The organism is Marseilla massiliensis, assembly GCF_023336985.1.
Lineage (GTDB): Bacteria > Bacteroidota > Bacteroidia > Bacteroidales > Bacteroidaceae > Prevotella > Prevotella intestinigallinarum.
Genome location: NZ_JAMBLP010000023.1, coordinates 12,455 through 39,447, shown reverse-complemented (window position 1 = coordinate 39,447; position 26,993 = coordinate 12,455). Strand labels below are relative to the sequence as shown.

The following is a 26,993-nucleotide window of genomic DNA, read 5'->3' as shown; positions in this document are numbered from 1 at the left end:
TTTTTATGACAAAGATTTTAGCATTGATAATCTTTCTCAATATGGTCGGGGCCGGTGTATGGGCAGCCGACAGGACCGTCAAGGGCTATGTGCTCGACAAGGAGGGCACTCCGTTGCCCGGGGCTGTGGTCTACGACGATGGCAACCACAAGGCCGTTGCCGATGGCGACGGCTATTTTGAGCTTACAGTGCCCGACGATGTCCGCCAGCTCAAGGCCGGCTATGTGGGCTTTGCCACGCTTACCCACCCCATGGAGCGCCCCGACGACGTCCAGGTGCTGGTGCTCTCGCCTGCCACCGAGCTCAAGGAGGTGGTTGTCTCGACAGGCGGGCTGGGCAACATCAGGAGCCGCAGCAGCGTGATGCAGATGGAGAGCATCACCTCGCAGGCCCTCACGCGGGCAGCATGCTGCAACCTTTCAGAGAGTTTCGTCAGCAACCCGTCGGTCGACGTGGCTTACAGCGACGCCGTGACCGGGGCCAAGCAGATACAGTTGCTGGGGCTTGCGGGCACCTATGTGCAGATGCTCACCGAGAACTTTCCCAACCTGCGCGGCGCGGCTTCGGTCTACGGGCTCGACTATGTGCCCGGGCCGTGGATGCAGAGCATACAGGTGTCGAAGGGCGCCGCCTCGGTGAAGAACGGCTATGAGTCGGTGACGGGGCAGATAAACATAGAATACAAGAAGCCCAAGGTGGCCGACCCGCTGTTTGTCAACCTGTTTGCGAGCAGCGCAGGGCGCTATGAGGGCAATGTGGTTGGGGCCGTAGAGCTGAACAAAAGATTGTCGACGGCCCTGTTCCTGAATTATTACAACGAAGAGCAGGCCCACGACCGCGACGGCGACACATTCCTTGACATGCCCAAGATGCAGGCGCTGAGCCTGATGAACCGCTGGCACTACCAGACGCCGCGCCTGGTGTCGCAGTGGGGCTTCAAGCTGCTGGCCGACAGGAGGGAGAGCGGGCAGACGGCACATACACTGCACGGCGACATGGCCATGACCCCCTATGCCATATCCAACGACGCCAACAGGGTGGAGGCTTTCGCGAAAAACGGGCTCATAATAAACCAAGACCGCAACGAGAGCGTGGCCATCATAGTGTCGGGGTCGTACCACGGCCAGCAGTCGGGCTACGCCGACAAGTCGTACAACGTCTACGAGTCCAACGTCTACGCATCGTTGCTTTACGAGCGCGACTTCGGCCGGCACCACAAGCTGGCGGCCGGGCTAAACTACAATTGGGACAAATACTCGCAGCGCGGCAACGTAGTAAGCACCTACAGGCCGCAGTGGGCCGACGTGAGCGAGAGCGTTGGCGGGGCTTATGCCGAGTATACATGGCGCCCTTCGGACAAGTTGACGTGGATGGCCGGCTTGCGCGGCGACCGCAGCTCGCGTTACGGATGGTTCGTGACGCCGCGCACGCACATTAAATATACGCCTGCAAAGTGGGTCGACTTTCGCGCGTCGGCGGGCAAGGGCTACCGCAGCGCGTTTGTCTTTCCCGAAAACAGCTACCTGCTGGCAAGCAGCCGCACATGGCACATAGACAGCGACCTGGGCCGGGAGGCGGCATGGAACTACGGCGTGGGCGCCTCGGTGCGCATACCCGTGGGCGGCAGAGACCTCAATGTCAACGCCGAATGGTTCTACACCGACTTCGAGCGGCAGGTCGTGGTCGACCTCGACAAGGATGCCCACGGCATATATTTCCACGACTTGGACGGGCGGTCGACATCGAGCGTTGTGCAGGTAGACGCCAGCTACGAGCTGTTGCGCGGACTGACGCTGCTCGGCGCTTACCGCTGGATGGACGTGAAGTCGACATACAACGGCACGCTGATGCGCAAGCCGCTGACGAGCCGGTACAAGGCCCTGGCCACGGCCTCATACGAGACTCGGCTGAAGAAGTGGCAGTTTGACCTGACGGTGCAGTTCAACGGGGGCGGGCGCATGCCGTCGCCCGACGCAGCCAAGCCGCTGTGGGCCACCACCTTCCCGTCGTATGTCATACTCAACGCGCAGCTGACGCGCCGCTTCCGCCGGTGGAGCATATATGCCGGCGGCGAGAACCTGACCGATTACAGGCAAAAGAACCCCGTGGTGGCTGCCGCCAACCCTTACGGCCCCGACTTCGACGCTACCATGGTCTGGGGGCCTACCATGGGCTACAAGCTATATTGTGGCATACGGTATAACATACCCAAGCCACTATGATGTTCAACTTAATAAACTCAATAGAATGACAACAAAGACATTAATCATTTCGGCCATCATGTTGTTGGCCACTTCGTCGGCCGCTTCTGCCAAGGAGCCCAACGGCGGCCAGAAAGACAAGGCAAAGGTTACCTTCCTCGTGTCGATGACATGCGAGAGTTGCCAGAAGCGCATCGAAGACAACGTTTCGTTTGAGAAAGGCGTGACGGGGCTCGATGTAGACCTGCCCAAAAAGACGGTGACAATTGAATACCGCAAAGACAAGACGTCGCCCGAGCTGCTGAAGAGCGCCATCCAGAAGATGGGGTATACGGTGACTCCGCTCAAGGCCGGCAAGAAGGATAAGGCCGGGGATAAGATGAAGTGACCCCTCCGGGCGCAAGTCCACGGTAGTATGTGACAGTAAACCCCGCCAAGAGCCCTTGGCGGGGTTTTTGTTTCCATGGCCGGGGCTCTCTGTGGGGCCGACCCTTGTGCCCGGCCGCCGGCCACCCCTTGGTTGCGGTTGTGCCGTGCCCCTTGCCGCCCGGGGCTTGCCGGCCATTGCGCGTATGTCCGCCATGCGCCCGACTTGCCTTGCCGGATGGCATTCAGGGCGATACTGTCGTGATGGCTCGTCGGCGGCATGGGGCCTGTGCCCGCAAATGGTTGGGCCTAAAGGCGGTGGTTGCGGCCGCGTTTGGCTTTTCTTTGCTTTCGGTTCAATAGGGTTGGGGCAAGGCGGCCACAGCGCGGCGCATCCCTTGTTTCAATGTAAAAGGCAAGAAAAGAGAATGCCGCCTGCATGTGTTTCCAGGCCATAAGGCGGCTCGCCGAAAACCTGCAGCGGCGCAGTGTTCGGGCAGGCCTGCGGGCCTTCTGCCCCGGTGCGGGGCCCCCTTCCTGTCGGAAGGCCCGAATCGCGTTGCTGAACGGCCCGTTTTGCAACGCGAAAAGTGCCGTTTTGCAATCCAAAACGGCACTTTTCGCATCACATGTTGTCACCGGCCGGTGGGGCGGGGCGGCTTTGTAAATATTTGTTGCCGCAAAGGCCCCTCGGCGGCAGAGTTCACCATTCAACCTTGTCGGGCAATATGGTGGCGTCGTCGAGGTCGTCGGCAGTGAACGTGCCTTGGCGGTATTGCACGCAGAGCATCACCAGCGGCTTTTTGCCGTTGTTGCGTACCGAGCGGCGTCCGGCCGGGGCCACGCGCACCACGCTGCCCTCGCAAACGGGGACGACCTGCCCGTCGACTTGGAACTCGCCCTTGCCGCCGAGGAAGAAGTAGAGTTCCTCGTGCTCCTTGTGGGTGTGCAGGAACCCCGTCTCCGTGCCCGGGGCAAACGACTGCATGGAGAACTGGGCCCCGGTAGCCCCCAGGGTCGCCCCGCAAAACACCTTGCCCGGAATAATCACCTCAGGTCCGAGCTCCAGCACATATTCACCAAGTTCGCTCATCTTGCCGATGTTGATTGCGCAGAAATTGTCTGCTTTTGCAATAGTCTCAATCCTTTTCATGTTTGTTTCATTTTAGTTGGTTTGTTGTTTCGTTTTCGTTTGCTTTACAGTCTGGCCGGGGCTGTTGCCGGGGCGTTGCCGGAGTTTTGCTCCGTCAGCTTTGCCTTGCTTGCCAAATGGCATTGGCAAGAGCCCGCCCCTTTGTTTTGGCCATCACTTTCCGACTGCAAAGTTATGCAGTTTCTTGCGTTTGTGCAAGAGGTAACCATGCGGTAACCTGGTCACCTCCACGCTAACATCGTTGGTACACAGCGGGTTGCGCTGATGTTGTTGCCAAAAATTTATCTATTTTTCGCTTTTGCCCCTTGGCGGCTATGCCCCCTTGGCGCCCCGTTTGCCGCATCGTGGCGCCGTGGCCCGTTTTGCCTGCCGCAAAGGCGGCGAACAACCTGCATGGCAACGGAGTGTAATCGTTTTGAAGCCTGATGGCCAGTCCCGCCCAAACCATCGCCATTGCCGGTTGAACCAACCCCACATGGCGGGGCTTCGGGTAGCCTGTCCGGCTGCTGTTGGGGCCATAAACACGCCCCAACGATATGCATCGGACAATTCGGCGAAAATAAATTGAAAAAAAATGGCTAAAAAGTTGGTTTATTGGTAAATAAGCAGTAATTTTGCACCCGCTAATCGTGGGCATGGTGCTTGCGGTGAGCAATTTATTAATTATGTGTAAATTAAAAATTTAAAACCAAAGCAAATGATCATTGTACCAGTAAAAGAAGGCGAGAACATCGAGAAAGCCCTCAAGAAGTTTAAGAGAAAGTTTGAGAAGACAGGCGTCGTAAAAGAACTCCGTGCGCGTCAGCAGTACGACAAGCCGTCTGTCATCAAGAGGCTTAAGATGGAGCACGCCATTTACGTACAGAAGCTCAGAGCCGCAGAGGATTAAAAAAATCCTTGGAAAATTTGGTAGTTTGAATTTAATTCCGTAAATTCGTTGCCGAAACCGTAAGGTGCAGCGTTTTTATGATGATAGAACAATTTTTGGACTACTTGCGCTATGAGCGCGGATTTTCCGCACTGACGGTGCAAAACTACGGCAAAGACCTGAGGGCCTTTAAGTCGTACGTCGAAAATTTGGATAATCATCTCTCTTTGGAGTCGGCAGACTCTGACGTGATCCGTGACTGGATGGAGAGCATGATGGATAGAGGGAACACTGCTACTTCAATCTGCAGACGGTTGAGTGCATTGCGTTCCTTTTATCGTTTTGCCGTTTCCAGAGGTCTTGTCAAGTCTGACCCCGCCCGGGTGGTGAAAAACCCGAAGGTGGGGCGCCCGCTGCCGCAGTTTCTCAGGGAAGAGGATCTGGACGTGCTGTTGGACGGCGAAGGCATGTGGGGCGACAGCTTCAAGGACGTAAGGGCGCGCACGGTGCTGGCGGTGTTCTATGAGACGGGCATCCGCCTTGCAGAGCTGATAGGCCTAGACGACGTGGATGTCGACCTGGCGGGGCTGCAGCTCCGTGTGACGGGCAAGCGCAACAAGCAGCGCCTGGTTCCGTTTGGCCCCGGGCTGGAGAAAACCATCCGCCATTATATTAATGTGCGCGACAAGAGTGTTGCCCGGGCGACGGCCGCACTGTTTGTCACCACGAAGGGGGCGAGGATGAATGCCGACCAGGTGCGCTATGAGGTGAAGAAGAACATCTCGCGCGTCTCGACATTGCATAAGCGCACGCCTCACGTGCTGCGGCACACGTTTGCCACGGCCATGATCAACCACGGCGCAGGGATAGAAAGCGTACAGAAATTGCTCGGGCACCAGAGCCTTGAAACAACCAAGGTGTATACGCATACCACGTTCGAGCAGTTGAAACGAGTTTATAACAAAGCCCTCGACAGGGCATAATCTTTAACCTTTTAAAAAATAGGAGGTAATTATGGAAGTTAAAATTCAGTCAATTCACTTTGACGCTACCGAGAAGCTTCAGGCGTTTGTTGAGAAGAAAGTCGCCAAGTTGGAAAAAACATACGAAGACATACAGAAAGTAGAGGTGCAACTGAAAGTGGTGAAGCCCGCGACAGCAAATAACAAGGAAGCAAGCCTTACGGTGACCGTTCCCGGAAGCACTTTGTTCGTCGAAAAAGTGAGCGACACTTTTGAGGAGTCAATCGACCTTGGAGTGGACTCAATGAGGGTTCAACTGCAGAAATTCAAAGAAAAATTGAGGAAATATTAAAAAAAGTCGCGAAAAGTTTTGGCGGTTGAAAAATAATGCGTATCTTTGCAGCCGTTTTCAAGCAGGTTCGAAATCTTCACGATGACGGCTGCAGAGAAACGCCTCTTTAGCTCAGTTGGCCAGAGCACGTGATTTGTAATCTCGGGGTCGTTGGTTCGAATCCGACAAGAGGCTCGACCAAGGCCGGGCAAGAGCCAGGAAGAAGCAAAAGGGAAACCAAGGGCAAAGGAGTTTGCCTGATGGGAATGAAAAAACAAAATATGGGTGGTTACCAGAGTGGCCAAATGGGGCAGACTGTAAATCTGCTGTCTTTCGACTTCGGTGGTTCGAATCCATCACCACCCACTCTCAGACAACGTTTTTGCGGAAATAGCTCAGTTGATAGAGCACTAGCCTTCCAAGCTGGGGGTCGCGGGTTTGAGCCCCGTTTTCCGCTCACCTCGCTGTAATAGCTCAGTGGTAGAGCACTTCCTTGGTAAGGAAGAGGTCCTGAGTTCAACTCTCAGTTACAGCTCAAGCATTAAATCAGAATTATTCATTAAAGTAAAATAAACAAGAAAAGCTATGGCTAAAGAGACATTCGTCCGTACCAAACCGCATGTTAACATTGGTACAATTGGTCACGTTGACCACGGCAAGACTACTCTTACTGCCGCCATCACCAAGGTGCTCGCAGAGAAGATAGCCGGCAACGCAGACAAGGTTAAGTCTTTCGATCAGATTGACAACGCACCTGAGGAGAAGGAGCGTGGTATTACCATCAATACTTCTCACGTTGAGTATGAGACTGAGACACGTCACTATGCTCACGTAGACTGCCCGGGCCACGCTGACTATGTGAAGAACATGGTTACTGGTGCTGCCCAGATGGATGGTGCAATCATCGTAGTTGCTGCTACCGACGGTCCTATGCCTCAGACACGTGAGCACGTGCTGCTCGCCCGTCAGGTGAACGTTCCCCGCTTGGTTGTATTCCTGAACAAGTGCGACATGGTTGAGGACGAAGAGATGCTTGAGCTCGTTGAGATGGAAATGCGCGAACTGCTCGACCAGTACGAGTATGATGGCGACAATACTCCTATCATCCGTGGCTCTGCTCTTGGTGCCCTGAACGGCGTTGCAAAGTGGGAGGACAAGGTTCTTGAGCTTATGAAGGCTGTTGACGAGTGGATTCCACTTCCTCCGCGCGACACCGACAAGCCTTTCTTGATGCCTGTTGAGGACGTGTTCTCAATCACTGGCCGTGGTACTGTTGCTACAGGTCGTATCGAGACAGGTAAGATCAAGGTTGGCGACGAGGTTGAGCTGCTTGGTCTTGGCGAGGACAAGAAGTCGGTTGTTACCGGCGTTGAGATGTTCCGCAAGCTCCTTGACGAGGGTGAGGCCGGCGACAACGTAGGTCTGCTGCTCCGCGGTATCGACAAGAAGGAGATCAAGCGCGGTATGGTGCTCTGCCATCCGGGACAGATCAAGCCTTACAAGAAGTTCAAGGCTCAGATTTATGTTCTGAAGAAAGAGGAAGGTGGCCGTCACACTCCGTTCGGCAACAAGTATCGTCCTCAGTTCTATCTCCGCACCATGGACTGCACCGGTGAGATTACTCTCCCCGAGGGCGTAGAGATGGTAATGCCTGGTGATAACGTAACCATCACCGTTGAGCTCATCTACGCTGTGGCCCTGAACGTTGGTCTGCGCTTCGCTATCCGCGAGGGTGGCCGTACGGTAGGTGCCGGTCAGATTACCGAGATTATCGAGGATTAATCGTAATCTAAAAATATACAGGGGTTCCCGCTGGGCAACTGACGGGAACCTATTTTACGGGATTAGCTCAGTTGGTAGAGCACTGGTCTCCAAAACCAGGTGTCGGGAGTTCGAGCCTCTCATCCCGTGCTAAAAAGAAAAAACGTCATGTTGAAGAGATTTGTAAACTATTGTAAAGCATGCTACGACGAACTTGCGCATAAGACTACTTGGCCAAGCCGTTCAGAGCTTACACATAGCGCAGTGGTTGTTTTATCTGCTTCCCTTGTCATTGCGCTTATGGTGTGGGTCATGGATTTGGTCTTTAAGTTTGTCATGAGTTCTATTTATCCAAATTAATCATTTATTTTGATTTATCCGAGATGTCTGAAACTGGAATGAAATGGTATGTCCTGCGTGCCGTCAGTGGGAAGGAGGCAAAGGTAAAGGAGTATCTTGAGGCTGCAATAAAGCATGATGAGACATTGTCGTCTCATGTTGGGCAGGTTTTGCTGCCCACTGAGAAGTATGCAATGCTTCGTAATGGCAAGCGTGTCATCAAGGAGAAACTGTTCCTTCCGGGCTATGTGCTCGTTGAGGCAAACCTTCAGGGCGAGGTGGCTCACACCTTGCGATTCATGCCAAACGTTCTGGGCTTCCTCGGTGGTCTGGATAATCCGACTCCACTCCGACAGGCTGATGTGAACCGTATCCTTGGAAATGCCGAGGAGACCGCTATCGAGAATGTTGAGCTCAACATACCCTATAGCGTCGACGAGACAGTGAAAGTGACGGAAGGGCCTTTCAGCGGCTTCAGCGGCGTCATCGAAGAGGTGAACGCCGAAAAGCGCAAGCTGAAGGTCATGGTCAAGATCTTCGGGCGTAAAACCCCGTTGGAACTTGGTTTTATGCAAGTCGAGAAAGAATAAGGCGTATATTGTTACGGTACGCTGAGTTCTTTATACATGGCAGAGCGGGCTTGCCCCGCAATGCTTATACCCAATCAATAAATCATTATTAGAAATGGCTAAAGAAGTTGCTGGATTAATCAAATTGCAGATTAAAGGTGGCGCTGCGAATCCCTCACCTCCAGTAGGACCGGCTCTCGGTTCAAAGGGAATCAACATTATGGGATTCTGCAAGGAGTTCAACGCCAGGACCCAGGATAAGGCAGGCAAGATTCTTCCTGTCGTTATCACCTACTACACTGACAAGTCATTCAGTTTCATCATCAAGACTCCTCCTGCAGCCGTTCAGCTGAAAGAGGCTGCCAAGGTAAAGTCTGGTTCTGCCCAGCCTAACCGCAAGAAAGTAGCCACCGTGACATGGGAGCAGGTAAAGGCCATCGCCGAGGACAAGATGAACGACTTGAACTGCTTTACGGTTGAGGCCGCTATGAAGCTTGTTGCCGGTACGGCACGAAGCATGGGTATCACCGTTGAAGGGGACTTCCCTGGTAAATAATTTATAACTTCAATTAGGACAATGAGTAAACTGACAAAAAATCAAAAGTTGGTGGCTGATAAGGTTGAAGCAGGGAAGGCTTATTCTTTGAAGGAAGCTACAGAGCTCGTTAAGGATATAACCACAACTAAGTTCGATGCATCTTGTGACATCGACATTCGCTTGGGCGTGGATCCCCGCAAGGCCAACCAGATGGTTCGCGGCGTCGTTACGCTGCCGAACGGTACTGGTAAGACCGTGCGCGTGCTTTGTCTCTGCACCCCTGACGCCGAGGCTGCTGCTAAGGAAGCCGGTGCCGACTATGTTGGTCTCGATGAGTATATCGAGAAGATAAAGGGCGGATGGACTGACGTTGATGTCATCATCACAATGCCTTCTTGCATGGGCAAGATCGGACCTCTGGGCCGTGTGCTCGGTCCCCGTGGCTTGATGCCTAACCCCAAGAGCGGCACTGTGACCATGGATGTAGCCAAGGCTGTCAAGGAGGTGAAGGCTGGTAAGATAGATTTCAAGGTCGACAAGGCCGGCATCGTACACGCTTCGATTGGCAAGGTGTCTTTCCCGTCAGACAAGCTGTATGAGAACGCTAAGGAATTCGTTCAGACTATCATCAAGCTCAAGCCTTCTGCTGCAAAGGGTACGTACATCAAGAGTATCTTTATCTCAAGCACTATGAGCAAGGGTATCAAGGTTGATCCTAAATCAGTTGAGTAACTCGTTAAAAGTTTAATGAAATGAAAAAGGAAGCAAAAGATACTATCATCGTAGAACTTGGAGAGAAGCTCAAGTCGTATCCTCATTTCTATCTGGTTGACACAACCGGAATGAATGCCGAGAAGACAAGCGCACTCCGCCGCAAGTGTTTCAAGAATGAAATCAAGATGGTTGTTGTGAAGAACACCCTTCTGCACAAGGCCTTCGAGAATTCAGATATTAACTACGAGCCGCTTTATGGCTGCCTTAAGGGCACCACTGCCGTTATGTTTACCAACACGGCAAATATGCCTGCAAAGTTGCTCAAGGAGTACACAAAGGAAGGCGTTCCTTCGCTCAAGGGCGCTTATGCTGAGGAGAGCTTCTTCGTAGGTGCCGACAAGCTTGAAGAGCTGGCATCTCTCAAGAGCAAGAACGAGCTCATCGCAGAGGTTGTTGCTTTGCTGCAGTCTCCTGCAAAGAACGTTGTTTCTGCTCTGCAATCAGGCGCAATCACCATACACGGTGTGCTGAAGACTTTAGGCGAGCGTCCTGAATAACCTACAAAGTCATAAATAAACATTAAAAAAACAATAAATTTTAGAATAAAATGGCAGATATCAAAGCTATTGCTGAAGAGTTGGTAAACCTTACAGTAAAAGAAGTTAATGAGTTGGCAACAGTCCTGAAGGACGAGTATGGAATTGAGCCCGCCGCTGCAGCTGTTGCTGTTGCTGCTGGTCCTGCTGCAGGTGGTGCTGCTGAGGCAGCTGAGGAGAAGACTTCTTTCGACGTAGTGTTGAAAGAGGTAGGCGCTGCCAAGCTGCAGGTTGTTAAGGCTGTCAAGGAGGCTTGCGGCCTTGGTCTGAAGGAAGCTAAGGATCTCGTAGACGGTGCTCCTTCTACTCTGAAGGAAGGTCTGGCTAAGGACGAGGCCGAGAACCTGAAGAAGACCATCGAGGCAGCCGGCGCTGTTGTTGAGCTCAAGTAATTTTGCTTACTACGATAATTTATGGTTAAGAATCTCTAAGTAGGAGATTCTTAACCTTTTGTGTCTTATAAAGACAAACCCGACTAATAGGACGCGTTAGTCCAATCAAGATTAATCATTATTTATGGCTTCAAAATTAGTAGATAACAGAATCAACTTTGGCAGCGTGAAGAATCCGATGCCGTTCCCGGATTTTCTCGATGTGCAATTAAAGTCCTTCAAGGACTTCCTACAGTTGGACACTCCGCCTGAGGAACGCAAGAATGACGGCCTGTATAAGGTGTTCTCCGAGAATTTCCCTATTACAGACACGCGCAACAACTTCGTTCTTGAGTTCCTGGATTACTATATCGACCCGCCCCGTTACACCATTGATGAGTGCCTGGAGCGCGGCCTGACTTATAGCGTACCTTTGAAGGCTAAGCTGAAACTGTATTGCACTGACCCCGACCACGAGGACTTCGGCACGGTGATTCAAGACGTGTTCCTCGGCCCCATCCCTTACATGACAGACAACGGAACGTTTGTCATCAACGGAGCCGAGCGCGTTGTCGTGTCACAGCTGCACCGTTCGCCGGGCGTGTTCTTCGGCCAGAGCGTGCATGCCAACGGCACATTGCTTTATTCTGCCCGTATCATTCCTTTCAAGGGTTCGTGGATAGAGTTTGCCACCGACATCAACAATGTGATGTACGCTTACATTGACCGTAAGAAGAAGTTGCCTGTTACTACTTTGCTGCGTGCCATAGGCTTCGAGACCGACAAGGACATTCTCAAGATATTCGACCTGGCAGAAGAGATAAAGGTCAACAAGGCCAACCTCAAGAAGGCCATCGGCTCCAAGCTCGCAGCCCGCGTGCTGAAGAGCTGGAACGAGGACTTCGTTGACGAGGACACCGGCGAGGTTGTTTCCATTGAGCGTAATGAGGTCATCATGGAGCGTGAGACAGAAATCACCGAAGACAATATGCTCGAGATTCTTGAGAGCGGAGCCCAGACGATACTCGTGCACAAGGACGAGACCGTTGCCCAGGATTACTCCATTATCTTCAATACCCTCCAGAAAGACCCCAGCAACTCTGAGAAGGAAGCAGTGCTTTACATCTACCGCCAGTTGCGCAATGCCGACCCGGCCGATGATGCCAGTGCGCGTGAAGTCATCCAGAACCTGTTCTTCTCCGACAAGCGTTACGACCTCGGCGACGTGGGCCGCTACCGCATCAACCGCAAGCTCGGCCTCGACACCGACATGAGCGTGCGTGTGCTGACGAAGGAAGACATAATTGAAATTATCAAATACCTTATACAGCTTATCAACTCGAAGGCCACGGTTGACGATATCGACCACCTGTCAAACCGCCGTGTGCGCACCGTTGGTGAGCAGCTGAGCAACCAGTTCTCCATTGGCTTGGCCCGTATGAGCCGCACCATCAGGGAGCGCATGAACGTTCGCGACAACGAGGTGTTCACCCCGACCGACCTTATCAATGCCAAGACAATATCTAGCGTCATCAACTCGTTCTTCGGCACCAACCCCCTGTCGCAGTTCATGGACCAGACCAACCCGCTTGCAGAGGTAACCCACAAGCGCCGCCTGTCTGCCCTTGGCCCCGGCGGTTTGTCGCGTGAGCGTGCAGGCTTTGAGGTACGTGACGTACACTACACCCACTACGGCCGCCTGTGTCCTATCGAAAGCCCTGAAGGCCCGAACATCGGACTTATCTCTTCACTTTGCGTCTACGCCAAGATCAACGAGCTCGGCTTCATAGAGACACCTTACCGCAAGGTAGAGAATGGCGTGGCCGACCTCAAGAACGAAGACGTTGTTTATCTCACGGCCGAGGAAGAAGAGAACAACATCATAGGCCAGGGCAATGCCCCGCTGAATGATGATGGCACGTTTATCCGCGACGTGGTGAAGTGCCGTCAGGACGCCGACTTCCCCGTAGTGCCGCCCGAGCAGGTAGACCTCATGGATGTGTCGCCGCAGCAGATAGCCTCTATCGCCGCATCGCTCATCCCCTTCCTCGAGCACGACGACGCCCACCGTGCGCTCATGGGTTCTAACATGATGCGCCAGGCAGTGCCCTTGCTCCACAACGAGGCCCCTATCGTGGGTACCGGCATCGAGAAGCAGGTGTGCGAGAACTCCCGTACGATGATTACCGCCGAGGGCGATGGCGTGGTCGAGTATGTCGACGCCACTACCATACGCATACTCTACGACCGTACGGAAGACGAGGAGTTTGTGAGCTTCGAGCCGGCATTGAAGGAATACCGCATACCGAAGTTCCGCCGCACCAACCAGAACATGACCATCGACCTGCGTCCTATCTGCGACAAGGGACAGCGCGTGAAGAAAGGCGACATCCTTACCGAGGGCTATGCCACAGAGAACGGTGAGCTCGCATTGGGCCGCAACCTGCTTGTGGCATACATGCCGTGGAAGGGTTACAACTACGAGGACGCCATCGTGCTCAACGAGCGCATCGTGCGCGAGGACGTGCTCACCTCTGTCCACGTAGACGAGTATTCGCTCGACGTCCGTGAGACGAAGCGTGGCGTTGAGGAATTTACAAGCGACATCCCCAATGTCAGCGAGGAGGCCACAAAAGACCTCGACGACAACGGAATCATACGCGTCGGAGCGCGTGTCGAGCCGGGCGACATCCTCATCGGCAAGATTTCGCCTAAGGGCGAGAGCGACCCGTCGCCCGAGGAGAAGTTGCTCCGCGCCATTTTCGGCGACAAGGCCGGCGATGTGAAAGACTCGTCGCTCAAGGCCAACCCGTCGCTCACGGGTGTCGTCATCGACAAGAAACTCTTTGCCCGTGCCATCAAGACACGCCAGACCAAGCAGCAAGACAAGGTTCTGCTGGCAAAGATTGACGAGGAGTATGAGGCAAAGGTCGACGACCTGAAGGACATTCTCGTCGACAAGTTGCTCACCCTCACCGAAGGCAAGACATCGCAGGGCATCAAAGACTACACCGGTGCCGAGATAATTACCAAGGGCAGCAAGTTTACAGTCACCAACCTCAAGAACCTTGAGTACGGCGACATCCAGATAAGCAACTGGACCAACGACGAGCACAAGAACGAGCTCATAGGCAAGCTCATCATCAACTTCATGAAGAAGTACAAGCTGCTTGATGCCGAGATGAAGCGCAAGAAGTTTGCCATAACCATTGGCGACGAGCTGCCTTCGGGCATACTCCAGATGGCCAAGGTCTATGTGGCCAAGAAGCGCAAGATTGGCGTAGGCGACAAGCTGGCCGGACGCCACGGTAACAAGGGCATCGTGTCGAAGGTGGTTCGCCAGGAAGACATGCCGTTCCTTGAGGACGGTCGTCCTGTCGACCTCGTGCTCAACCCGCTGGGTGTGCCTTCGCGTATGAACCTCGGCCAGATTTTCGAGGCCATCCTCGGTGCTGCCGGCAAGCGTCTCGGCGTCAAGTTCGCAACCCCGATCTTCGATGGTGCCAAGCTCGACGACCTGGCAGAGTGGACCGACAAGGCCGGCCTGCCCCACTTGTGCTCCACCCACCTCTACGACGGTGAGACAGGCGAGCAGTTCGACCAGCCGGCTACAGTGGGAATAACATACTTCCTGAAGCTCGGCCACATGGTGGAAGACAAGATGCACGCGCGCTCCATCGGCCCGTACTCGCTCATCACCCAGCAGCCGCTCGGAGGTAAGGCACAGTTCGGTGGCCAGCGTTTCGGAGAGATGGAGGTCTGGGCTCTCGAGGCATTCGGCGCCAGCCATGTCCTGCAAGAGATTCTTACCATCAAGTCTGACGACGTCGTAGGGCGAAGCAAGGCTTACGAAGCCATCGTCAAAGGCGAGCCCATGCCTACGCCGGGCATACCAGAGTCGCTCAACGTGCTCTTGCACGAGTTGAAGGGTCTTGGCCTTAGCGTCACTCTCGATTAAACAAGTAACTCTTTACATAACAACATACAAAAAAGTAAATATGGCTTTCAAGAAAGATTCCAAGATAAAGAGTAATTTCACCAAGATAACCATCGGACTGGCTTCTCCCGAGGAGATACTGGAGAGCTCTTTCGGCGAGGTTACCAAGCCTGAGACCATCAACTACCGCACCTACAAGCCCGAGCGCGACGGACTGTTCTGCGAGCGCATCTTCGGCCCAACCAAGGACTACGAGTGTGCCTGCGGCAAATACAAGCGCATACGTTACAAGGGCATTGTCTGCGACCGTTGTGGCGTCGAGGTTACGGAGAAGAAAGTGCGCCGCGAGCGCACCGGCCACATCGAGCTGGTGGTTCCCGTGGCCCACATCTGGTATTTCCGCTCGCTGCCCAACAAGATTGGCTACCTGCTCGGCTTGCCTACCAAGAAGCTCGATGCCATCATATATTATGAGCGTTATGTGGTCATACAGCCGGGCTTGCTGGCCGGCAAGAAAGACTCTGAGGGCAACGACTTGCTTGGCTCAAACAAGTTTGACCTGCTCTCCGAGGAAGAGTACAACGACTTGCTCGACAACCACATCTCGCCCGAGAACGACTACCTCGACGACAGCGACCCCAACAAGTTCATTGCCAAGATGGGTGCCGAGGCCATCTACGACCTGCTCGTGCGCATAGACCTCGACTCTCTATCCTATGAGCTCCGCGACCGCGCCAACAGCGACTCTTCGGTGCAGCGCAAGAACGAGGCCCTCAAGCGCCTGCAGGTGGTCGAGGCTTTCCGTGGCAGCAAGAACATCAACCGCCCCGAGTGGATGATAATGAAGATCATACCCGTCATCCCGCCCGAGCTGCGTCCGCTGGTGCCGCTCGACGGTGGCCGTTTCGCCACGTCCGACCTCAACGACCTCTACCGTCGTGTCATCATACGTAACAACCGACTGAAGCGACTCATCGAGATCAAGGCTCCCGAGGTCATCCTCCGCAACGAGAAGCGTATGCTTCAGGAGGCCGTCGACAGCCTTTTTGACAACTCGCGCAAGAGCAGTGCCGTAAAGAGCGACAGCAACCGCCCGCTGAAGTCGCTTTCCGATTCACTCAAGGGCAAGCAGGGACGTTTCCGCCAGAACCTTCTCGGTAAGCGTGTCGACTACTCTGCCCGTTCGGTAATCGTCGTAGGCCCCGAGCTCAAGATGGGCGAGTGCGGCTTGCCTAAGCTGATGGCTGCCGAGCTCTACAAGCCGTTCATCATACGCAAGCTCATAGAGCGCGGCATAGTGAAGACCGTAAAGAGCGCAAAGAAGATTGTCGACCGCCGCGAACCGGTTATCTGGGACATTCTCGAAAATGTGATGAAGGGTCACCCCGTGCTCCTCAACCGAGCCCCTACGCTTCACCGTCTTGGCATACAGGCCTTCCAGCCAAAGCTCATTGAGGGCAAGGCCATACAGCTCCACCCGCTCGCCTGTACGGCGTTCAACGCCGACTTCGACGGCGACCAGATGGCTGTCCACCTCCCGTTGAGCAACGAGGCCATACTCGAGGCACAGATACTGATGCTCCAGAGCCACAACATACTCAACCCTGCCAACGGCGCACCTATCACCGTGCCGTCGCAGGACATGGTGCTCGGACTTTATTACATCACAAAGATACGTCCCGGAGCCAAGGGCGAGGGCCTTACGTTCTACGGCCCCGAGGAGGCCATCATTGCCCACAACGAGGGCAAGTGTGACTTGCACGCCCAGGTGAAGGTCGTTGTCAAAGACCTTGACGAGGGCGGGAAGCTCGTCGACAGGATGGTTGAGACGTCTGTCGGCCGTGTCATTGTCAACGGCATCATTCCCGAGGAGGTTGGTTATGTCAACAAGGTCATCTCGAAGAAGAGCCTCCGCGACATCATCGCCGACGTCATCAAGACCGTGGGATTCGCCGAGGCGTGCGAGTTCCTCGACGGTATCAAGAACCTCGGTTACCGCATGGCCTACCTCGCCGGACTGTCGTTCAACCTCGACGATATCATCATACCGCCAGAAAAGGCAGCACTCGTGGAGAAGGGCAACGAAGAGGTGCGCCAGATCACCGAGAACTACAACATGGGATTCATCACCGACACCGAGCGTTACAACCAGGTCATCGACACCTGGACCCACATCAACAACGACCTGGGCAACGTGCTCATGAAGGAGATGACCGAGGCCGACCAGGGCTTCAACGCCGTGTTCATGATGCTCGACTCGGGTGCCCGTGGTTCTAAGGACCAGATACGCCAGCTTTCGGGTATGCGCGGACTTATGGCCAAGCCCCAGAAGGCCGGTGCCGAGGGCGCACAGATTATTGAGAACCCTATCCTCTCCAACTTCAAGGAGGGAATGTCGGTGCTCGAGTACTTCATCTCTACCCACGGTGCGCGCAAGGGTCTTGCCGACACCGCCATGAAGACGGCCGACGCCGGATACCTCACACGCCGTCTGGTCGACGTGTCTCACGATGTCATCATCACCGAGGAAGACTGCGGCACACTACGCGGACTCGTATGCACCGCATTGAAAAACGGCGACGAGGTGATATCAACCCTCTACGAGCGCATACTCGGCCGTGTGTCTGTGCACGACATCATACATCCCACCACTGGCGAGCTCATCGTGGCTGCCGGCGAGGAGATTACTGAGGCCGTTGCCCAGAAGATTGAAGACTCGCCCATCGAGAGCGTCGAGATTCGTTCGGTGCTCACTTGCGAGAGCAAGCACGGCGTCTGCATGAAGTGCTACGGCCGCAACCTGGCCACACGCCGCATGGTGCAGAAGGGCGAGGCTGTAGGCGTCATAGCCGCACAGGCCATCGGTGAGCCCGGTACTCAGCTTACGCTGCGTACGTTCCACGCCGGTGGTGTGGCTGCCAACGCCGCTGCCAACGCCGCCATCTTCGCCAAGAACGACAGCCGTCTGGAGTTCGAGGAGTTGCGCACGGTGCCGTTCGATGAAGACGGGCGCAAGTGTGAGATGGTGGTCAGCCGTCTGGGTGAGGTTCGCTTCGTAGACCCCAACACCAAGATAGTGCTCTCTACGATGAACGTGCCCTACGGTTCGTCACTCTACCACAAGACGGGCGACATCGTGGCCAAGGGCGAGAAGATTGCCCAGTGGGACCCGTTCAACGCCGTGATTGTCACCGAGTACGCCGGTACGCTTAAGTTCAACGACGTCATCGAGGGTGTTACTTACCGTGCCGAGACCGACGAGACCACCGGACTCACCGAGAAGATTATCACCGAGTCGAAAGACAAGTCGAAGGTTCCAACCTGCGACATCATCGATGCCAACGGCGACAAGGTCGGCACCTACAACTTCCCTGTGGGAGGCCACGTGGTGGTTGAGGACGGACAGACCGTAAAGACCGGTGAGACCCTCGTCAAGATACCTCGTGCCGTGGGCAAGGCCGGTGACATCACCGGAGGTCTTCCCCGTGTCACCGAGCTCTTCGAGGCCCGCAACCCGTCCAACCCGGCCGTTGTCAGCGAAATCGACGGCGAGGTCACCATGGGCAAGGTAAAGCGTGGCAACCGTGAGATTATCGTTACATCCAAGACCGGCGAGCAGCGCAAGTACCTCGTGTCGCTCTCCAAGCAGATTCTGGTTCAGGAGCACGATGCCGTGCGTGCCGGCACACCGCTGTCCGACGGCGTTGTCACCCCGGCCGACATCCTGGCCATCAAGGGCCCGACGGCCGTGCAGGAGTACATCGTCAACGAGGTGCAGGACGTTTACCGCCTGCAAGGTGTGAAGATAAACGACAAGCACTTCGAGATCATTGTGCGCCAGATGATGCGCAAGGTGCAAATCAACGACCCGGGCGACACGTCGTTCCTTGAGCAGGAGATTGTCGACAAGCTCGACTTCGCAGAGGAGAATGACCGCATCTGGGGCAAGAAGGTGGTTACTGACGCCGGCGACAGCGACAACCTGCAGAAGGGCCAGATTGTCACCGTGCGCAAGCTGCGCGACGAGAACTCAATGCTCAAGCGCCGCGACCTCAAGCTCGTTCAGGTGCGTGATGCCGTCCCGGCAACGTCTACCCAGATACTCCAGGGCATCACCCGTGCCGCCCTGCAAACCAAGAGCTTCATGTCGGCCGCTTCGTTCCAGGAGACGACCAAGGTGCTCAACGAGGCAGCCATCCGCGGCAAGGTCGACTATCTGGAAGGAATGAAGGAGAACGTCATCTGCGGTCACCTCATACCTGCCGGCACAGGCCTTCGCGAGTTTGAGAAGCTCATCGTCGGTTCCAAGGAGGAATACGACCGCATGCAGGCCAACCGCAAAAACGTGCTCGACTTCGGCGACGAAGAGAGCGAGCCCGCAGCTGCCGAGGAGAAGCCTGCCGAGGCCGTGGCCACCGAGCCGCAGGCATAACCCACATAATGCTTATCAATGGTGCGCCGCCTTTGCGCGGTGCACCTACCAATAAATCCGTCGAGGGGTGCGGCCTGAAGAGGCTGCACCCCTCGACGGGTTTATATTATCCATTGTTTTGCCTTTGTCTGGCAGTGCAATTTTGGAAGAGCTTACACAATACAAAGCTCATGTATATGATCTTGCGAAGCAAAGGCTTTCAAAGTTCTTCAGACCTCAGTCATTCCTATGTTTAGTTTACTGTCGTCCGGGGTAAACTCTTGGTTGCATCCATAGCGGTAACTCCATATTGTGCAGTCTGTGTCTGATGCCAATATCATGTCATCGCAGAAGTGAGAGTATGTCAGGATAGGGATTCCTCCGGCCACCTTTTTTAAGGTCTTGTATTCTTTGCTGCCTAACACGCTGTATGTTGGATCTAACGATTCCGCTTTGCATACGATAATGAACTTCAATGCCTTGGATATGTCTATTTCTTCCGTGGCTTCGGGGTTATCGCTTCGCCTTATTATTCTGTATTCTTGCTCCCACTCCCATTCTTTTCGTTTGCGGAAAAACAGGAAATTCTTGTTCTTTTTTATGTATGCCGTGAGGTCTTTGTCTTCAACATTTTCTATTGTTGTGTCCGGGGTGACTTCCATTTCATAGGTTACAGGGCCTTTAAAGTCTTCAGTGGAGAGTGCTTTTACAATCTCTTTCTTGTCATAAACGAGGCATACCCCTTTGCCGTTATCGGCATACATCCCCCACATCTGTTGTAGGTCGAAGCCTTTCCTTCTTTTTCCGTCAGAGGTTAAGCTCATCTGCTGGTAGTGGCTAAGCTCGCTTGCCATTCTTTGGTCATACCACTCAGGAATACTTCCTGCTTTGATCTTGGTGTAAATTACTTTGCTGTTCTCGCAGATGTCGTTCGTGCCTTTTAGCTTGCCGAAATGTTGTCTATTGCTTTCAATGATTTTCAGAACCGTTTCAAACTCTGTGAAATGGTATAGGCGTTCCATCCCACAGAAATTTTTCTTAATGTTTTCTGTTTCCATTATCTTCTGTTTTATTGCGATATGGATATACAGGGGCGCGAAAGCACCCTGCATGTCTTACGTTGTTATTGATTATAAGTCATATTCCAAGATGTCGGCGAATGAGGTTCCCCAGTATTTGTCGTTCTTGTATTTGTCCAACGAACCGCGTGGCACATATAGGATTGTTGATTCGCAATCTATAATTTTGGCCCGTGTATATGGTGGGGTGCTGTTTTTGATATAAACGCTATTTAACTTGCATCCAATAAAGGGTGCAAGAATATACCTTACCCCCTGTGGAATTGTTATTGATTTTAAGTTATAGCAATCTTTAAAACAAGCTTTTCTGAGCCATATAATGCCGTCAGGAAGTTTTATTGATTCCAATGCGGAGCATCCCATAAAAGCAAAGCTTCCAATGTTGGTTACACTGTTGGGAATATTGATTTCTTTTATCGATTTGCAATTCGTGAAAGCACCGTTATAGCCATCAACCTCTCCATACCCATCGGGATTTGGGTGTGATCCTGAGGCAATGCTTTTTAGGTTTTCGGGCAAAATGACGGATGCCAGACTGGTACAATCTTTGAACGTTCCCTGCTTGATGTATTTGATGTGTTCTGGTATTGTGATGGAAACGATAGAAGAGCATCCACTAAAAGCATCTTCTCCTATATCGGTTAGTGCTTTGGGGAGGTTTATGGATGTTAAACTGTAGCAATTATTAAAAGTATAGTCCCCAATATTTGTGATTTTTTCCGGTATCTTTACAGATGTCAAGTTTGCACAATTATAAAACGCGTGAGTGCCTGTTTCTGTTGCCTCATTCGGCAGCAAAACAATCTTGAGTGATGGCAACTCGCAAAACATATAATCACCAATCTCATCATAATTGGTTTTGTATCCCTGATAATACGCTTCCCCGCCGCTGACAATCTTTGTGTCAGAGATGTCGAGGTTCTCTAAGATGCCGCCGGTTGCATAGCCCTGTTCATCTCTGCCGGCCATCTTACGCAAAAACAGGATATCCGTTCCGTTGAGCACGCCAGTCAGGCGCAGGCTCTTGATTTTGTACATGTCGACTTCACTGATTTTTTCTGGCAGTGTGCCGGCTTGACTTACATCGACGATTCGTTCAGGCGTGAATCCTATGTTTCCGCCTTGGCCGTTGCCTTGTCCGGGAATATTCCCAGGCTCATCGTCATCTCCGCTGTTGCACGCAGTGAAGCCCATCGTTGCTATCGCAAGCGAAAGGCAAATCATAAATCTCTTAATCGTCATTGTAAAGATGTTTTTGTTGATGTTAGAATGCAATGCCGCTCTTGTATAAGTCGCTTAGCACTTCGTCAAGCAGTTCGGGCGTAGGTGTTGTGGCATCTTCGATGCGCTTTATCTGTTTGGCAATCTCTTCTTTTTTGGCCGACATTTTGTCAGACAGCACAATCAGGGCCGTTTCAATATACGCCGCCGTTTTGTCAACGTGGTTCATTACGTTGTCATAGTGGTTGGCATCGGCAAAAGGATAGTCGCCCCGCTTGCAATTAAACGCATCGCTCATAAGATGCTCATAAATCAAGCGCAGATAGTCCTGGTTAGGAACTAAATCTTTCTCCATATATATATAAATGTTGTTCCCGTAACCTCCCCAACCGGGATAATAAATACAAGGGGTTATATATACGAAGAAAGCGTGGGAGTTCTTGCCGTCACTCGTCCCACGTTCTGAGGCTCTCGCATTGCCCGGTACAGTTGAACGAGCAACACAGAAGCCCACGCCAGATATGAATGCAATCCAACTCTGCCGATGTGGACGAGGCCACACCGACCAAGAGGACATGAACATGCACATCCCGTAGGGCATCACTGTTGCCATGTTCCTGACTGTACCTGTAATTTGCGAGATTTCAGAACGTCAAGCACAAAGCGCAGTAAACGCCTTATCCATATATATGCCTCCCCTCCCATCTTGCCCATTGCGTGGCTTCTGTTTGGGGATAACACTGCAAAGATAGTGATTTATTTCTTAAGTAGATGCAGAAAAGTCCTATTTTTTTCTTTTCGATAGTTCTTGTGCAAGAACTTTGCCGATGTGAGTACAGTAGGTAACGCACGTTTTTTATGAATATGCCATGCAGCGCGTTGCAAAAACGTGCCGTATGGGCTTCCCGTATGGGCCGTCTTGCAGGCCGAAACGGGCCGTTTCGCGGGGCGCCGGGGCCTGTTTCGTGGAGCACGGTGCGTCGGCGTCAAAGCAAGGCGGCTGCGGCCGTGGCAGTGTGGGGGCAGCCCGGCATGGCCCGGTTGCCGGCATTGGCGAAACAAACATGAAAAAATGGGTCTTTGTCGACAGAATTTGCCGGTTGGAAAGACAACTTGGCCATCTTTTATGTATATTTGCGCTGAATACTAAAATTATGCGATATGAAAAAGGTTATGTTAAAAATTACATCGCTTTGCGTTATGGCCCTTAGTTGTCTTTCGCTTCATGCGGAAAGCACGGCGGTGCCCGACATGTTGATAACTTTCGCCGACTCTCTCGTGGGCAAGACAGTGGAGATAGGCATTGGCGGCACATCGTCGTTCAAGATGGACTGGGGCGACGGCGTGATGAAAGATTACGACGGTGCCGACTATTTCTCAGGCACGCTTCAGTCGACCACACTCAAGGTCTACGGCGACGGCATCATGATTTTGCTTGCCGACAATTGCGATGTCACCGGGATTGTCATCAACAATGAGCCGTCAATGAGCAAGATTCTTGCCAACAACAACCATCTGTCGACCATCGACGTTTCCATGTGCCCCTTGCTCCGCGGTCTTTACCTTAGCGGCAATGAACTGACGCAAGTGACATTGGGCGATGAAAACAAAGCGGGGGCAGTGGTTGTCGACCTGAGCCGCAACCGGCTCTCGGGCGCGCTCGATGTGAGCAAGTGGACAAACATATCCCAGATTGACGTCTCATGCAATGAGCTTACCCGGCTGGACCTTCCCACCGACAACGACGTGCTTTATAAGGTGATATGCGACTCCAACCGTATTTCGGAGTTAGACCTGCACGGATGCACAAAACTCGACTACGTGAGTGCCAACGCCAACGAGTTGACAGCGATAAACCTTGAAGGCGACAACAGTGTTACCGAGATATTTGTGGGAGACAACAGGCTGGCCACGCTCGACGTGTCGGCATGCCAGTCGCTGAAGACGTTGACGGCCAACGGAAACTATCTGACAGCCATCGACCTTGCCGCCAACCTGTATCTTGAGGGTGTGTATCTCTACGACAACCAACTGGCCGGGCTCGATTTGGGCAACAACAAGAAGGTTAGGTGGTTGAACGTTGAGAACAACCGGCTCAGGGCCTTGGACACCGGCAGTCTGCGCGACCTCTCCCTACTGCTTGCAAGCAACAATGAACTCGAGTCTGTCGACCTGTCGGCCAACACCCGTCTGCAGCAGGTGAAGTTGGGCAGCAACCGCATTACCGAATTCCCGCCCTTTGGGGCCGAATACCTCAGTTGGCTTAAGCTCGACAACAACGGGCTCACATCAATCTCTCTCGAGGGATATCCATATCTGTATTGGCTGGAGCTGGGCAACAACAGCCTTTCTGCCATTGACGTCACAAAGAACACCAACCTGCAGTGGCTGGCTGTAGAAGACAACAGGCTTGGCAGTCTTGACATAACCCGAAATGCGGGCCTGCAAGGACTGTCGGTGCAGGGCAACCTTTTGGACAAGCAGCAGATAGACGGGGTCATATCTGCCCTTCCCGATGTCAGCGGTGTGGAAATAAACTACAACAACAAGGCGTTTGCCCGTAAGCTGAACATCAGTAACATGCCCGGCACGTCGTCGGCCGACGTAGCCTCTGCCCTGGCCAAGGGCTGGGAGGTCACCGCCGATGTGGCCGACGGCATACGCCCGGCCGGAGTCCGGCCGGAGGTTTCTGCCGACGCCTACGACCTGCGCGGCATGAAGGTTGGCGACGACTACAAGGGAGTTGTGGTCAGCAACGGCAAGAAAGTGGTAAGGTAATCGGGCTGCATGCCTTTGGCGTCGGTGCGTCGGTGCATGGTGCCAGCGCCATTATCCCCCGGCAGGGCATTACGTGCCGGGCTGTTCCACGCTTTGGATTATGGGCGCCCCCCGTATCATCGAACAGATGAGACGGGGGGCGCTGCCGTTCAGTGCCATTCCTGCAGCCGTGGCCCGATGCAATTCCGCAGGCACCTCGAGGGTCTGTTGCGCAGGTGGGCGCTTTCGGGGTGTTGCCCGGCCTGTGGCTTGCTGGCTGTGGCCGTGGCGTGGCGGGTAGCGCCGGGGCCGGTTTGCTGCCCCGGTGGCGGCGGTTGTGCCTAATCGTCGTTGCTGCATGATGAAAGCGAAAAGCCTCGCCTCATGCGGCATGTAGGCCGTTGCAGGTTTATAGGTAGCTGTTCAAAATTGACCGATACAATTGACCTTGCAGGTGTCATCTATGTCTTTGCCACCATCTTGTGTGCTCTTTCGGGCCTCATGCCAAAGTCTCATCGGTGGCGAAGCCCGCCGCGCTCTCTCTTCAGACTTTGGCATGCATCTACGAAATAGCGCACAATTTGATGGCAATTAATTTTGACCACCTACTTATGGCATTTGTCTTATTATTGTTAAAAACATAAAAAAGACTCTGTTCGACGATAAAAGCACCTATATAATATATGTGTCAATCATTATTTTGTATATATTTGCAATGTTCATTTAAAATTATACTAATTATGAAAAGAATGTTTAAATCAGTGTTGCTTGGTGCCTTGGCATCCGCATGCCTTTCGGTTCATGCACAAGAAAGGGATAAGCCCGATATGTTGCTCGTGTTTCCAGAAACCCTTGTAGGCGATAATGTTGAAATAGGCATAGCCTCCACCTCGACATTCCAGTTGGATTGGGGAGATGGCGTCAGGAGAGATTATGACTACGGTGGCTATTTGTCGAACACGCTAATGGACGACACACTGAGGGTGTATGGCAGCAACATCAGGATGCTGCATGCCGACAAACGCAGCCTCACCAGTGTTGTCATCAACAACGAGCCCGACATGGACGTGATAAAAGTTCCCAACAACAACCTGGCAGACCTTGACGTTTCCATGTGTCCGTCGCTTAGCATACTCGACGTGGCCAACAACGGGCTGAGGTCGCTTGTGTTGGGCAGCAAGATGTTGCTCGAAGTGCTTTCCGTGGGCAGCAACAAACTGTCTGCAATCGATGTGTCCGGCTGTGGTTCGCTTGACATGCTGATTGCTTTTGACAACGAACTGACTTCGGTTGGCCTCGGCAATAACTCGAAGCTTACGGGCATTTATGTCGAGAAAAACAAAATCGGCGGGCTCGACTTGTCTGGATGCGAGGCGCTTAAGGTGCTGAGCGCCGAAGACAACGAGTTGTCGTCGATAGACTTGAGCGGTAACCCTGCGCTCGAGACGCTTCTCGTCGAGCACAACCGTCTGAGTTCGCTCGACGTGTCGGCCAGCGCGGGCCTGAAGGAGCTGAACGCCGCCAACAACGAGCTGTCGTCTATAAGCCTTGGCACCAAATTGGCACTCGAGTCACTTCGACTGAACGGCAACAAGTTGCAAACGCTCGACGTGTCGGATTGCGGAGCGCTTAAATCACTGTTTGCCTACGACAACGAACTGTCGTCGATGGTGCTTGGCATCAAGTCGGCGATGTCCACGCTCCATGTTGCCGGCAACAGGCTGCGTAGCGTAGACTTGTCCGGGTGTGGGGCGCTAACGACGTTGATAACCGACAACAACGAGTTGACGCAGGTCGACTTGGGCGGCATTTCGGGGCTCGAGGTGCTGTATGTGCACAACAACAATCTCGGCGCGCTCGACGTGTCGGGCTGCAGGGCACTGAGAAAGCTTAATGCCGACAACAATGAGCTGCAGGCTTTGGACCTTAAAGGCAAGCCCTCGCTGGTGCTGCTTTCTGTCCGTGGCAACAAGCTGAGGTCGATAGACATGTCGGGTTGTGGCTCGCTGGAAGAGGTGCATGCCGACGGCAACGAGTTGGCCACGGTTGAAATGGGCATACAGCCGTTGCTCACGTGGCTCACTCTCGATGGCAACAAACTGGCTTCGCTCGACGTTTCATACTGTGGCTCGCTCGAAGAACTGCATGCCGCAGGCAATGAGTTGGAGTCGATAGACCTGTCTAACAACAATGCTCTCGTCATTCTGTCGCTCAACAACAACAAGCTGGCACAGTTTCCGCCCATCGGCGCAAGCGACCTGATGCAGTTGGGGCTTTCCGGCAACCGCCTTTCATCAATCGACCTTGCCGGCTATCCTTATCTTTTCCAGCTGGAGTTGGCAAGCAATGAGCTATCGGTGCTCGACATATCCCAAAACTCCGAAATAGAGTGGCTGGCGGTTGAAAACAACAGGCTTGCCGACCTCGACATCACCGGCAACGCCGGGCTGACAGGACTGTCAATGCAAGGCAACCTTATGGGCAAAGAGCAGATAGACGCTGTGATACTTTCGCTGCCCGACGTGACAGGCGTAACAATACACGAGTTCAACAAGGCCTATGCCCGAAAGCTCAACATCAGCGACATGCCCGGCACGTCGTCGGCAGATGTGGCCTCTGCCGTGGCCAAGGGCTGGGAGGTCACCGCCGATGTGGCCGACGGCATAAAAGCCACCGATGTGAAACGGGATGAGCCCGACGGCGTTTACAACCTCGGCGGCGTGAGGGTTGGCAACGGCTACAAGGGCATTGTAATCAGCCGTGGCAAGAAGGTGGTCTGGTAACCGTGGCGCAGGGCTCGCCCCTCCGTTGGTATATGG

Annotated in this window: 20 protein-coding genes and 5 tRNA genes; 21 read left to right on the top strand and 4 right to left on the bottom strand. The window is 53.5% G+C overall.

Annotated features, from left to right (window positions below):
- Window positions 1-5 precede the first annotated feature (5 nt).
- Together M3089_RS13155 and M3089_RS13150 are read left to right on the top strand one after the other, a co-directional pair.
- Window positions 6-2,222 carry a TonB-dependent receptor gene (locus M3089_RS13155; protein WP_249084554.1) on the top strand — a complete coding sequence of 739 codons (2,217 nt, stop codon included), beginning with the start codon at window positions 6-8 and terminating at the stop codon, window positions 2,220-2,222.
- Window positions 2,223-2,247: 25 nt separating this feature from the next.
- A complete protein-coding gene (locus M3089_RS13150) occupies window positions 2,248-2,589 on the top strand; it encodes a heavy-metal-associated domain-containing protein (RefSeq protein ID WP_249084553.1) in 342 nt (113 codons plus the stop codon).
- 681 nt (window positions 2,590-3,270) lie between these two features.
- Here M3089_RS13150 and M3089_RS13145 read toward each other — a convergent pair.
- A complete protein-coding gene (locus M3089_RS13145) occupies window positions 3,271-3,720 on the bottom strand; it encodes a cupin domain-containing protein (RefSeq protein ID WP_249084552.1) in 450 nt (149 codons plus the stop codon).
- Window positions 3,721-4,417: 697 nt separating this feature from the next.
- On the opposite strand from M3089_RS13145, the gene rpsU reads away from it, so the two are divergent.
- The 17 genes from rpsU to rpoC all read left to right on the top strand — a co-directional run bounded on the left by rpsU (window position 4,418) and on the right by rpoC (window position 19,138).
- On the top strand, window positions 4,418-4,609 hold the full coding sequence (gene rpsU / locus M3089_RS13140; protein WP_205109498.1) for a 30S ribosomal protein S21: 192 nt from the start codon (window positions 4,418-4,420) through the stop codon (window positions 4,607-4,609).
- A 77-nt stretch (window positions 4,610-4,686) separates the two neighbouring features.
- Window positions 4,687-5,571: a tyrosine-type recombinase/integrase gene (locus M3089_RS13135; RefSeq protein ID WP_249084551.1), complete on the top strand. Its 885-nt coding sequence runs from the start codon at window positions 4,687-4,689 to the stop codon at window positions 5,569-5,571.
- Between the two features lie 31 nt (window positions 5,572-5,602).
- Entirely contained in the window at window positions 5,603-5,902 is a 300-nt protein-coding gene (hpf, locus tag M3089_RS13130; protein ID WP_205109502.1) for a ribosome hibernation-promoting factor, HPF/YfiA family, read from the top strand.
- A 100-nt stretch (window positions 5,903-6,002) separates the two neighbouring features.
- Window positions 6,003-6,076: transfer RNA gene (locus M3089_RS13125), tRNA-Thr, on the top strand.
- Window positions 6,077-6,164: 88 nt separating this feature from the next.
- Window positions 6,165-6,247: transfer RNA gene (locus M3089_RS13120), tRNA-Tyr, on the top strand.
- Between the two features lie 18 nt (window positions 6,248-6,265).
- Window positions 6,266-6,338: transfer RNA gene (locus tag M3089_RS13115), tRNA-Gly, on the top strand.
- 6 nt (window positions 6,339-6,344) lie between these two features.
- A tRNA-Thr gene (locus tag M3089_RS13110) sits at window positions 6,345-6,416 on the top strand.
- Window positions 6,417-6,466: 50 nt separating this feature from the next.
- Window positions 6,467-7,663 carry an elongation factor Tu gene (gene tuf / locus M3089_RS13105; RefSeq protein ID WP_249084549.1) on the top strand — a complete coding sequence of 399 codons (1,197 nt, stop codon included), beginning with the start codon at window positions 6,467-6,469 and terminating at the stop codon, window positions 7,661-7,663.
- Between the two features lie 56 nt (window positions 7,664-7,719).
- Window positions 7,720-7,792: transfer RNA gene (locus M3089_RS13100), tRNA-Trp, on the top strand.
- An 18-nt stretch (window positions 7,793-7,810) separates the two neighbouring features.
- The gene (gene secE / locus M3089_RS13095; RefSeq protein WP_205109506.1) at window positions 7,811-8,002 is read left to right on the top strand and encodes a preprotein translocase subunit SecE; all 192 of its coding nucleotides are present in this window, start codon (window positions 7,811-7,813) and stop codon (window positions 8,000-8,002) included.
- A gap of 23 nt (window positions 8,003-8,025) precedes the next feature.
- On the top strand, window positions 8,026-8,571 hold the full coding sequence (gene nusG / locus M3089_RS13090) for a transcription termination/antitermination protein NusG (protein ID WP_205109508.1): 546 nt from the start codon (window positions 8,026-8,028) through the stop codon (window positions 8,569-8,571).
- A 94-nt stretch (window positions 8,572-8,665) separates the two neighbouring features.
- A complete protein-coding gene (gene rplK, locus M3089_RS13085) occupies window positions 8,666-9,106 on the top strand; it encodes a 50S ribosomal protein L11 (protein ID WP_205109510.1) in 441 nt (146 codons plus the stop codon).
- A 21-nt stretch (window positions 9,107-9,127) separates the two neighbouring features.
- A complete protein-coding gene (rplA, locus tag M3089_RS13080; protein ID WP_205109512.1) occupies window positions 9,128-9,820 on the top strand; it encodes a 50S ribosomal protein L1 in 693 nt (230 codons plus the stop codon).
- 20 nt (window positions 9,821-9,840) lie between these two features.
- Window positions 9,841-10,359 (top strand): 50S ribosomal protein L10, encoded by a 519-nt coding sequence (gene rplJ, locus M3089_RS13075; RefSeq protein ID WP_249084547.1) that lies wholly within the window; start codon window positions 9,841-9,843, stop codon window positions 10,357-10,359.
- 50 nt (window positions 10,360-10,409) lie between these two features.
- Complete coding sequence (gene rplL, locus M3089_RS13070; protein WP_205109516.1) at window positions 10,410-10,790, top strand: 50S ribosomal protein L7/L12; 381 nt, start codon at window positions 10,410-10,412, stop codon at window positions 10,788-10,790.
- Window positions 10,791-10,914: 124 nt separating this feature from the next.
- Window positions 10,915-14,727 carry a DNA-directed RNA polymerase subunit beta gene (rpoB, locus tag M3089_RS13065; RefSeq protein ID WP_249084545.1) on the top strand — a complete coding sequence of 1,271 codons (3,813 nt, stop codon included), beginning with the start codon at window positions 10,915-10,917 and terminating at the stop codon, window positions 14,725-14,727.
- A gap of 40 nt (window positions 14,728-14,767) precedes the next feature.
- Window positions 14,768-19,138: a DNA-directed RNA polymerase subunit beta' gene (rpoC, locus tag M3089_RS13060; protein WP_249084543.1), complete on the top strand. Its 4,371-nt coding sequence runs from the start codon at window positions 14,768-14,770 to the stop codon at window positions 19,136-19,138.
- Between the two features lie 209 nt (window positions 19,139-19,347).
- Here the strand turns inward: rpoC and M3089_RS13055 are convergent, their stop codons facing one another.
- The 3 genes from M3089_RS13055 to M3089_RS13045 form a co-directional block, all read right to left on the bottom strand.
- The gene (locus M3089_RS13055) at window positions 19,348-20,175 is read right to left on the bottom strand and encodes a DUF2971 domain-containing protein (RefSeq protein WP_249084541.1); all 828 of its coding nucleotides are present in this window, start codon (window positions 20,173-20,175) and stop codon (window positions 19,348-19,350) included.
- A 72-nt stretch (window positions 20,176-20,247) separates the two neighbouring features.
- On the bottom strand, window positions 20,248-21,438 hold the full coding sequence (locus tag M3089_RS13050) for a leucine-rich repeat domain-containing protein (RefSeq protein WP_249084539.1): 1,191 nt from the start codon (window positions 21,436-21,438) through the stop codon (window positions 20,248-20,250).
- Window positions 21,439-21,460: 22 nt separating this feature from the next.
- Window positions 21,461-21,772, bottom strand: a complete 312-nt coding sequence (locus tag M3089_RS13045; protein WP_249084537.1) for a hypothetical protein — start codon at window positions 21,770-21,772, stop codon at window positions 21,461-21,463.
- Window positions 21,773-22,578: 806 nt separating this feature from the next.
- On the opposite strand from M3089_RS13045, the gene M3089_RS13040 reads away from it, so the two are divergent.
- Entirely contained in the window at window positions 22,579-24,195 is a 1,617-nt protein-coding gene (locus M3089_RS13040; RefSeq protein ID WP_249084536.1) for a leucine-rich repeat domain-containing protein, read from the top strand.
- Window positions 24,196-24,914: 719 nt separating this feature from the next.
- Window positions 24,915-26,957 (top strand): leucine-rich repeat domain-containing protein, encoded by a 2,043-nt coding sequence (locus M3089_RS13035; protein ID WP_249084534.1) that lies wholly within the window; start codon window positions 24,915-24,917, stop codon window positions 26,955-26,957.
- Window positions 26,958-26,993 lie beyond the last annotated feature (36 nt).

Excerpts from the sequence above, each read along its gene's own strand:
- M3089_RS13155 (WP_249084554.1), top strand. The coding sequence starts at position 6 with ATGACAAAGATTTTAGCATTGATAATCTTTCTCAATATGGTCGGGGCC.
- M3089_RS13150 (WP_249084553.1), top strand. The coding sequence starts at position 2,248 with ATGACAACAAAGACATTAATCATTTCGGCCATCATGTTGTTGGCCACT.
- M3089_RS13145 (WP_249084552.1), bottom strand. The coding sequence starts at position 3,720 with ATGAAAAGGATTGAGACTATTGCAAAAGCAGACAATTTCTGCGCAATC.
- rpsU (WP_205109498.1), top strand. The coding sequence starts at position 4,418 with ATGATCATTGTACCAGTAAAAGAAGGCGAGAACATCGAGAAAGCCCTC.
- M3089_RS13135 (WP_249084551.1), top strand. The coding sequence starts at position 4,687 with ATGATGATAGAACAATTTTTGGACTACTTGCGCTATGAGCGCGGATTT.
- hpf (WP_205109502.1), top strand. The coding sequence starts at position 5,603 with ATGGAAGTTAAAATTCAGTCAATTCACTTTGACGCTACCGAGAAGCTT.
- tuf (WP_249084549.1), top strand. The coding sequence starts at position 6,467 with ATGGCTAAAGAGACATTCGTCCGTACCAAACCGCATGTTAACATTGGT.
- secE (WP_205109506.1), top strand. The coding sequence starts at position 7,811 with ATGTTGAAGAGATTTGTAAACTATTGTAAAGCATGCTACGACGAACTT.
- nusG (WP_205109508.1), top strand. The coding sequence starts at position 8,026 with ATGTCTGAAACTGGAATGAAATGGTATGTCCTGCGTGCCGTCAGTGGG.
- rplK (WP_205109510.1), top strand. The coding sequence starts at position 8,666 with ATGGCTAAAGAAGTTGCTGGATTAATCAAATTGCAGATTAAAGGTGGC.
- rplA (WP_205109512.1), top strand. The coding sequence starts at position 9,128 with ATGAGTAAACTGACAAAAAATCAAAAGTTGGTGGCTGATAAGGTTGAA.
- rplJ (WP_249084547.1), top strand. The coding sequence starts at position 9,841 with ATGAAAAAGGAAGCAAAAGATACTATCATCGTAGAACTTGGAGAGAAG.
- rplL (WP_205109516.1), top strand. The coding sequence starts at position 10,410 with ATGGCAGATATCAAAGCTATTGCTGAAGAGTTGGTAAACCTTACAGTA.
- rpoB (WP_249084545.1), top strand. The coding sequence starts at position 10,915 with ATGGCTTCAAAATTAGTAGATAACAGAATCAACTTTGGCAGCGTGAAG.
- rpoC (WP_249084543.1), top strand. The coding sequence starts at position 14,768 with ATGGCTTTCAAGAAAGATTCCAAGATAAAGAGTAATTTCACCAAGATA.
- M3089_RS13055 (WP_249084541.1), bottom strand. The coding sequence starts at position 20,175 with ATGGAAACAGAAAACATTAAGAAAAATTTCTGTGGGATGGAACGCCTA.
- M3089_RS13050 (WP_249084539.1), bottom strand. The coding sequence starts at position 21,438 with ATGACGATTAAGAGATTTATGATTTGCCTTTCGCTTGCGATAGCAACG.
- M3089_RS13045 (WP_249084537.1), bottom strand. The coding sequence starts at position 21,772 with ATGGAGAAAGATTTAGTTCCTAACCAGGACTATCTGCGCTTGATTTAT.
- M3089_RS13040 (WP_249084536.1), top strand. The coding sequence starts at position 22,579 with ATGAAAAAGGTTATGTTAAAAATTACATCGCTTTGCGTTATGGCCCTT.
- M3089_RS13035 (WP_249084534.1), top strand. The coding sequence starts at position 24,915 with ATGAAAAGAATGTTTAAATCAGTGTTGCTTGGTGCCTTGGCATCCGCA.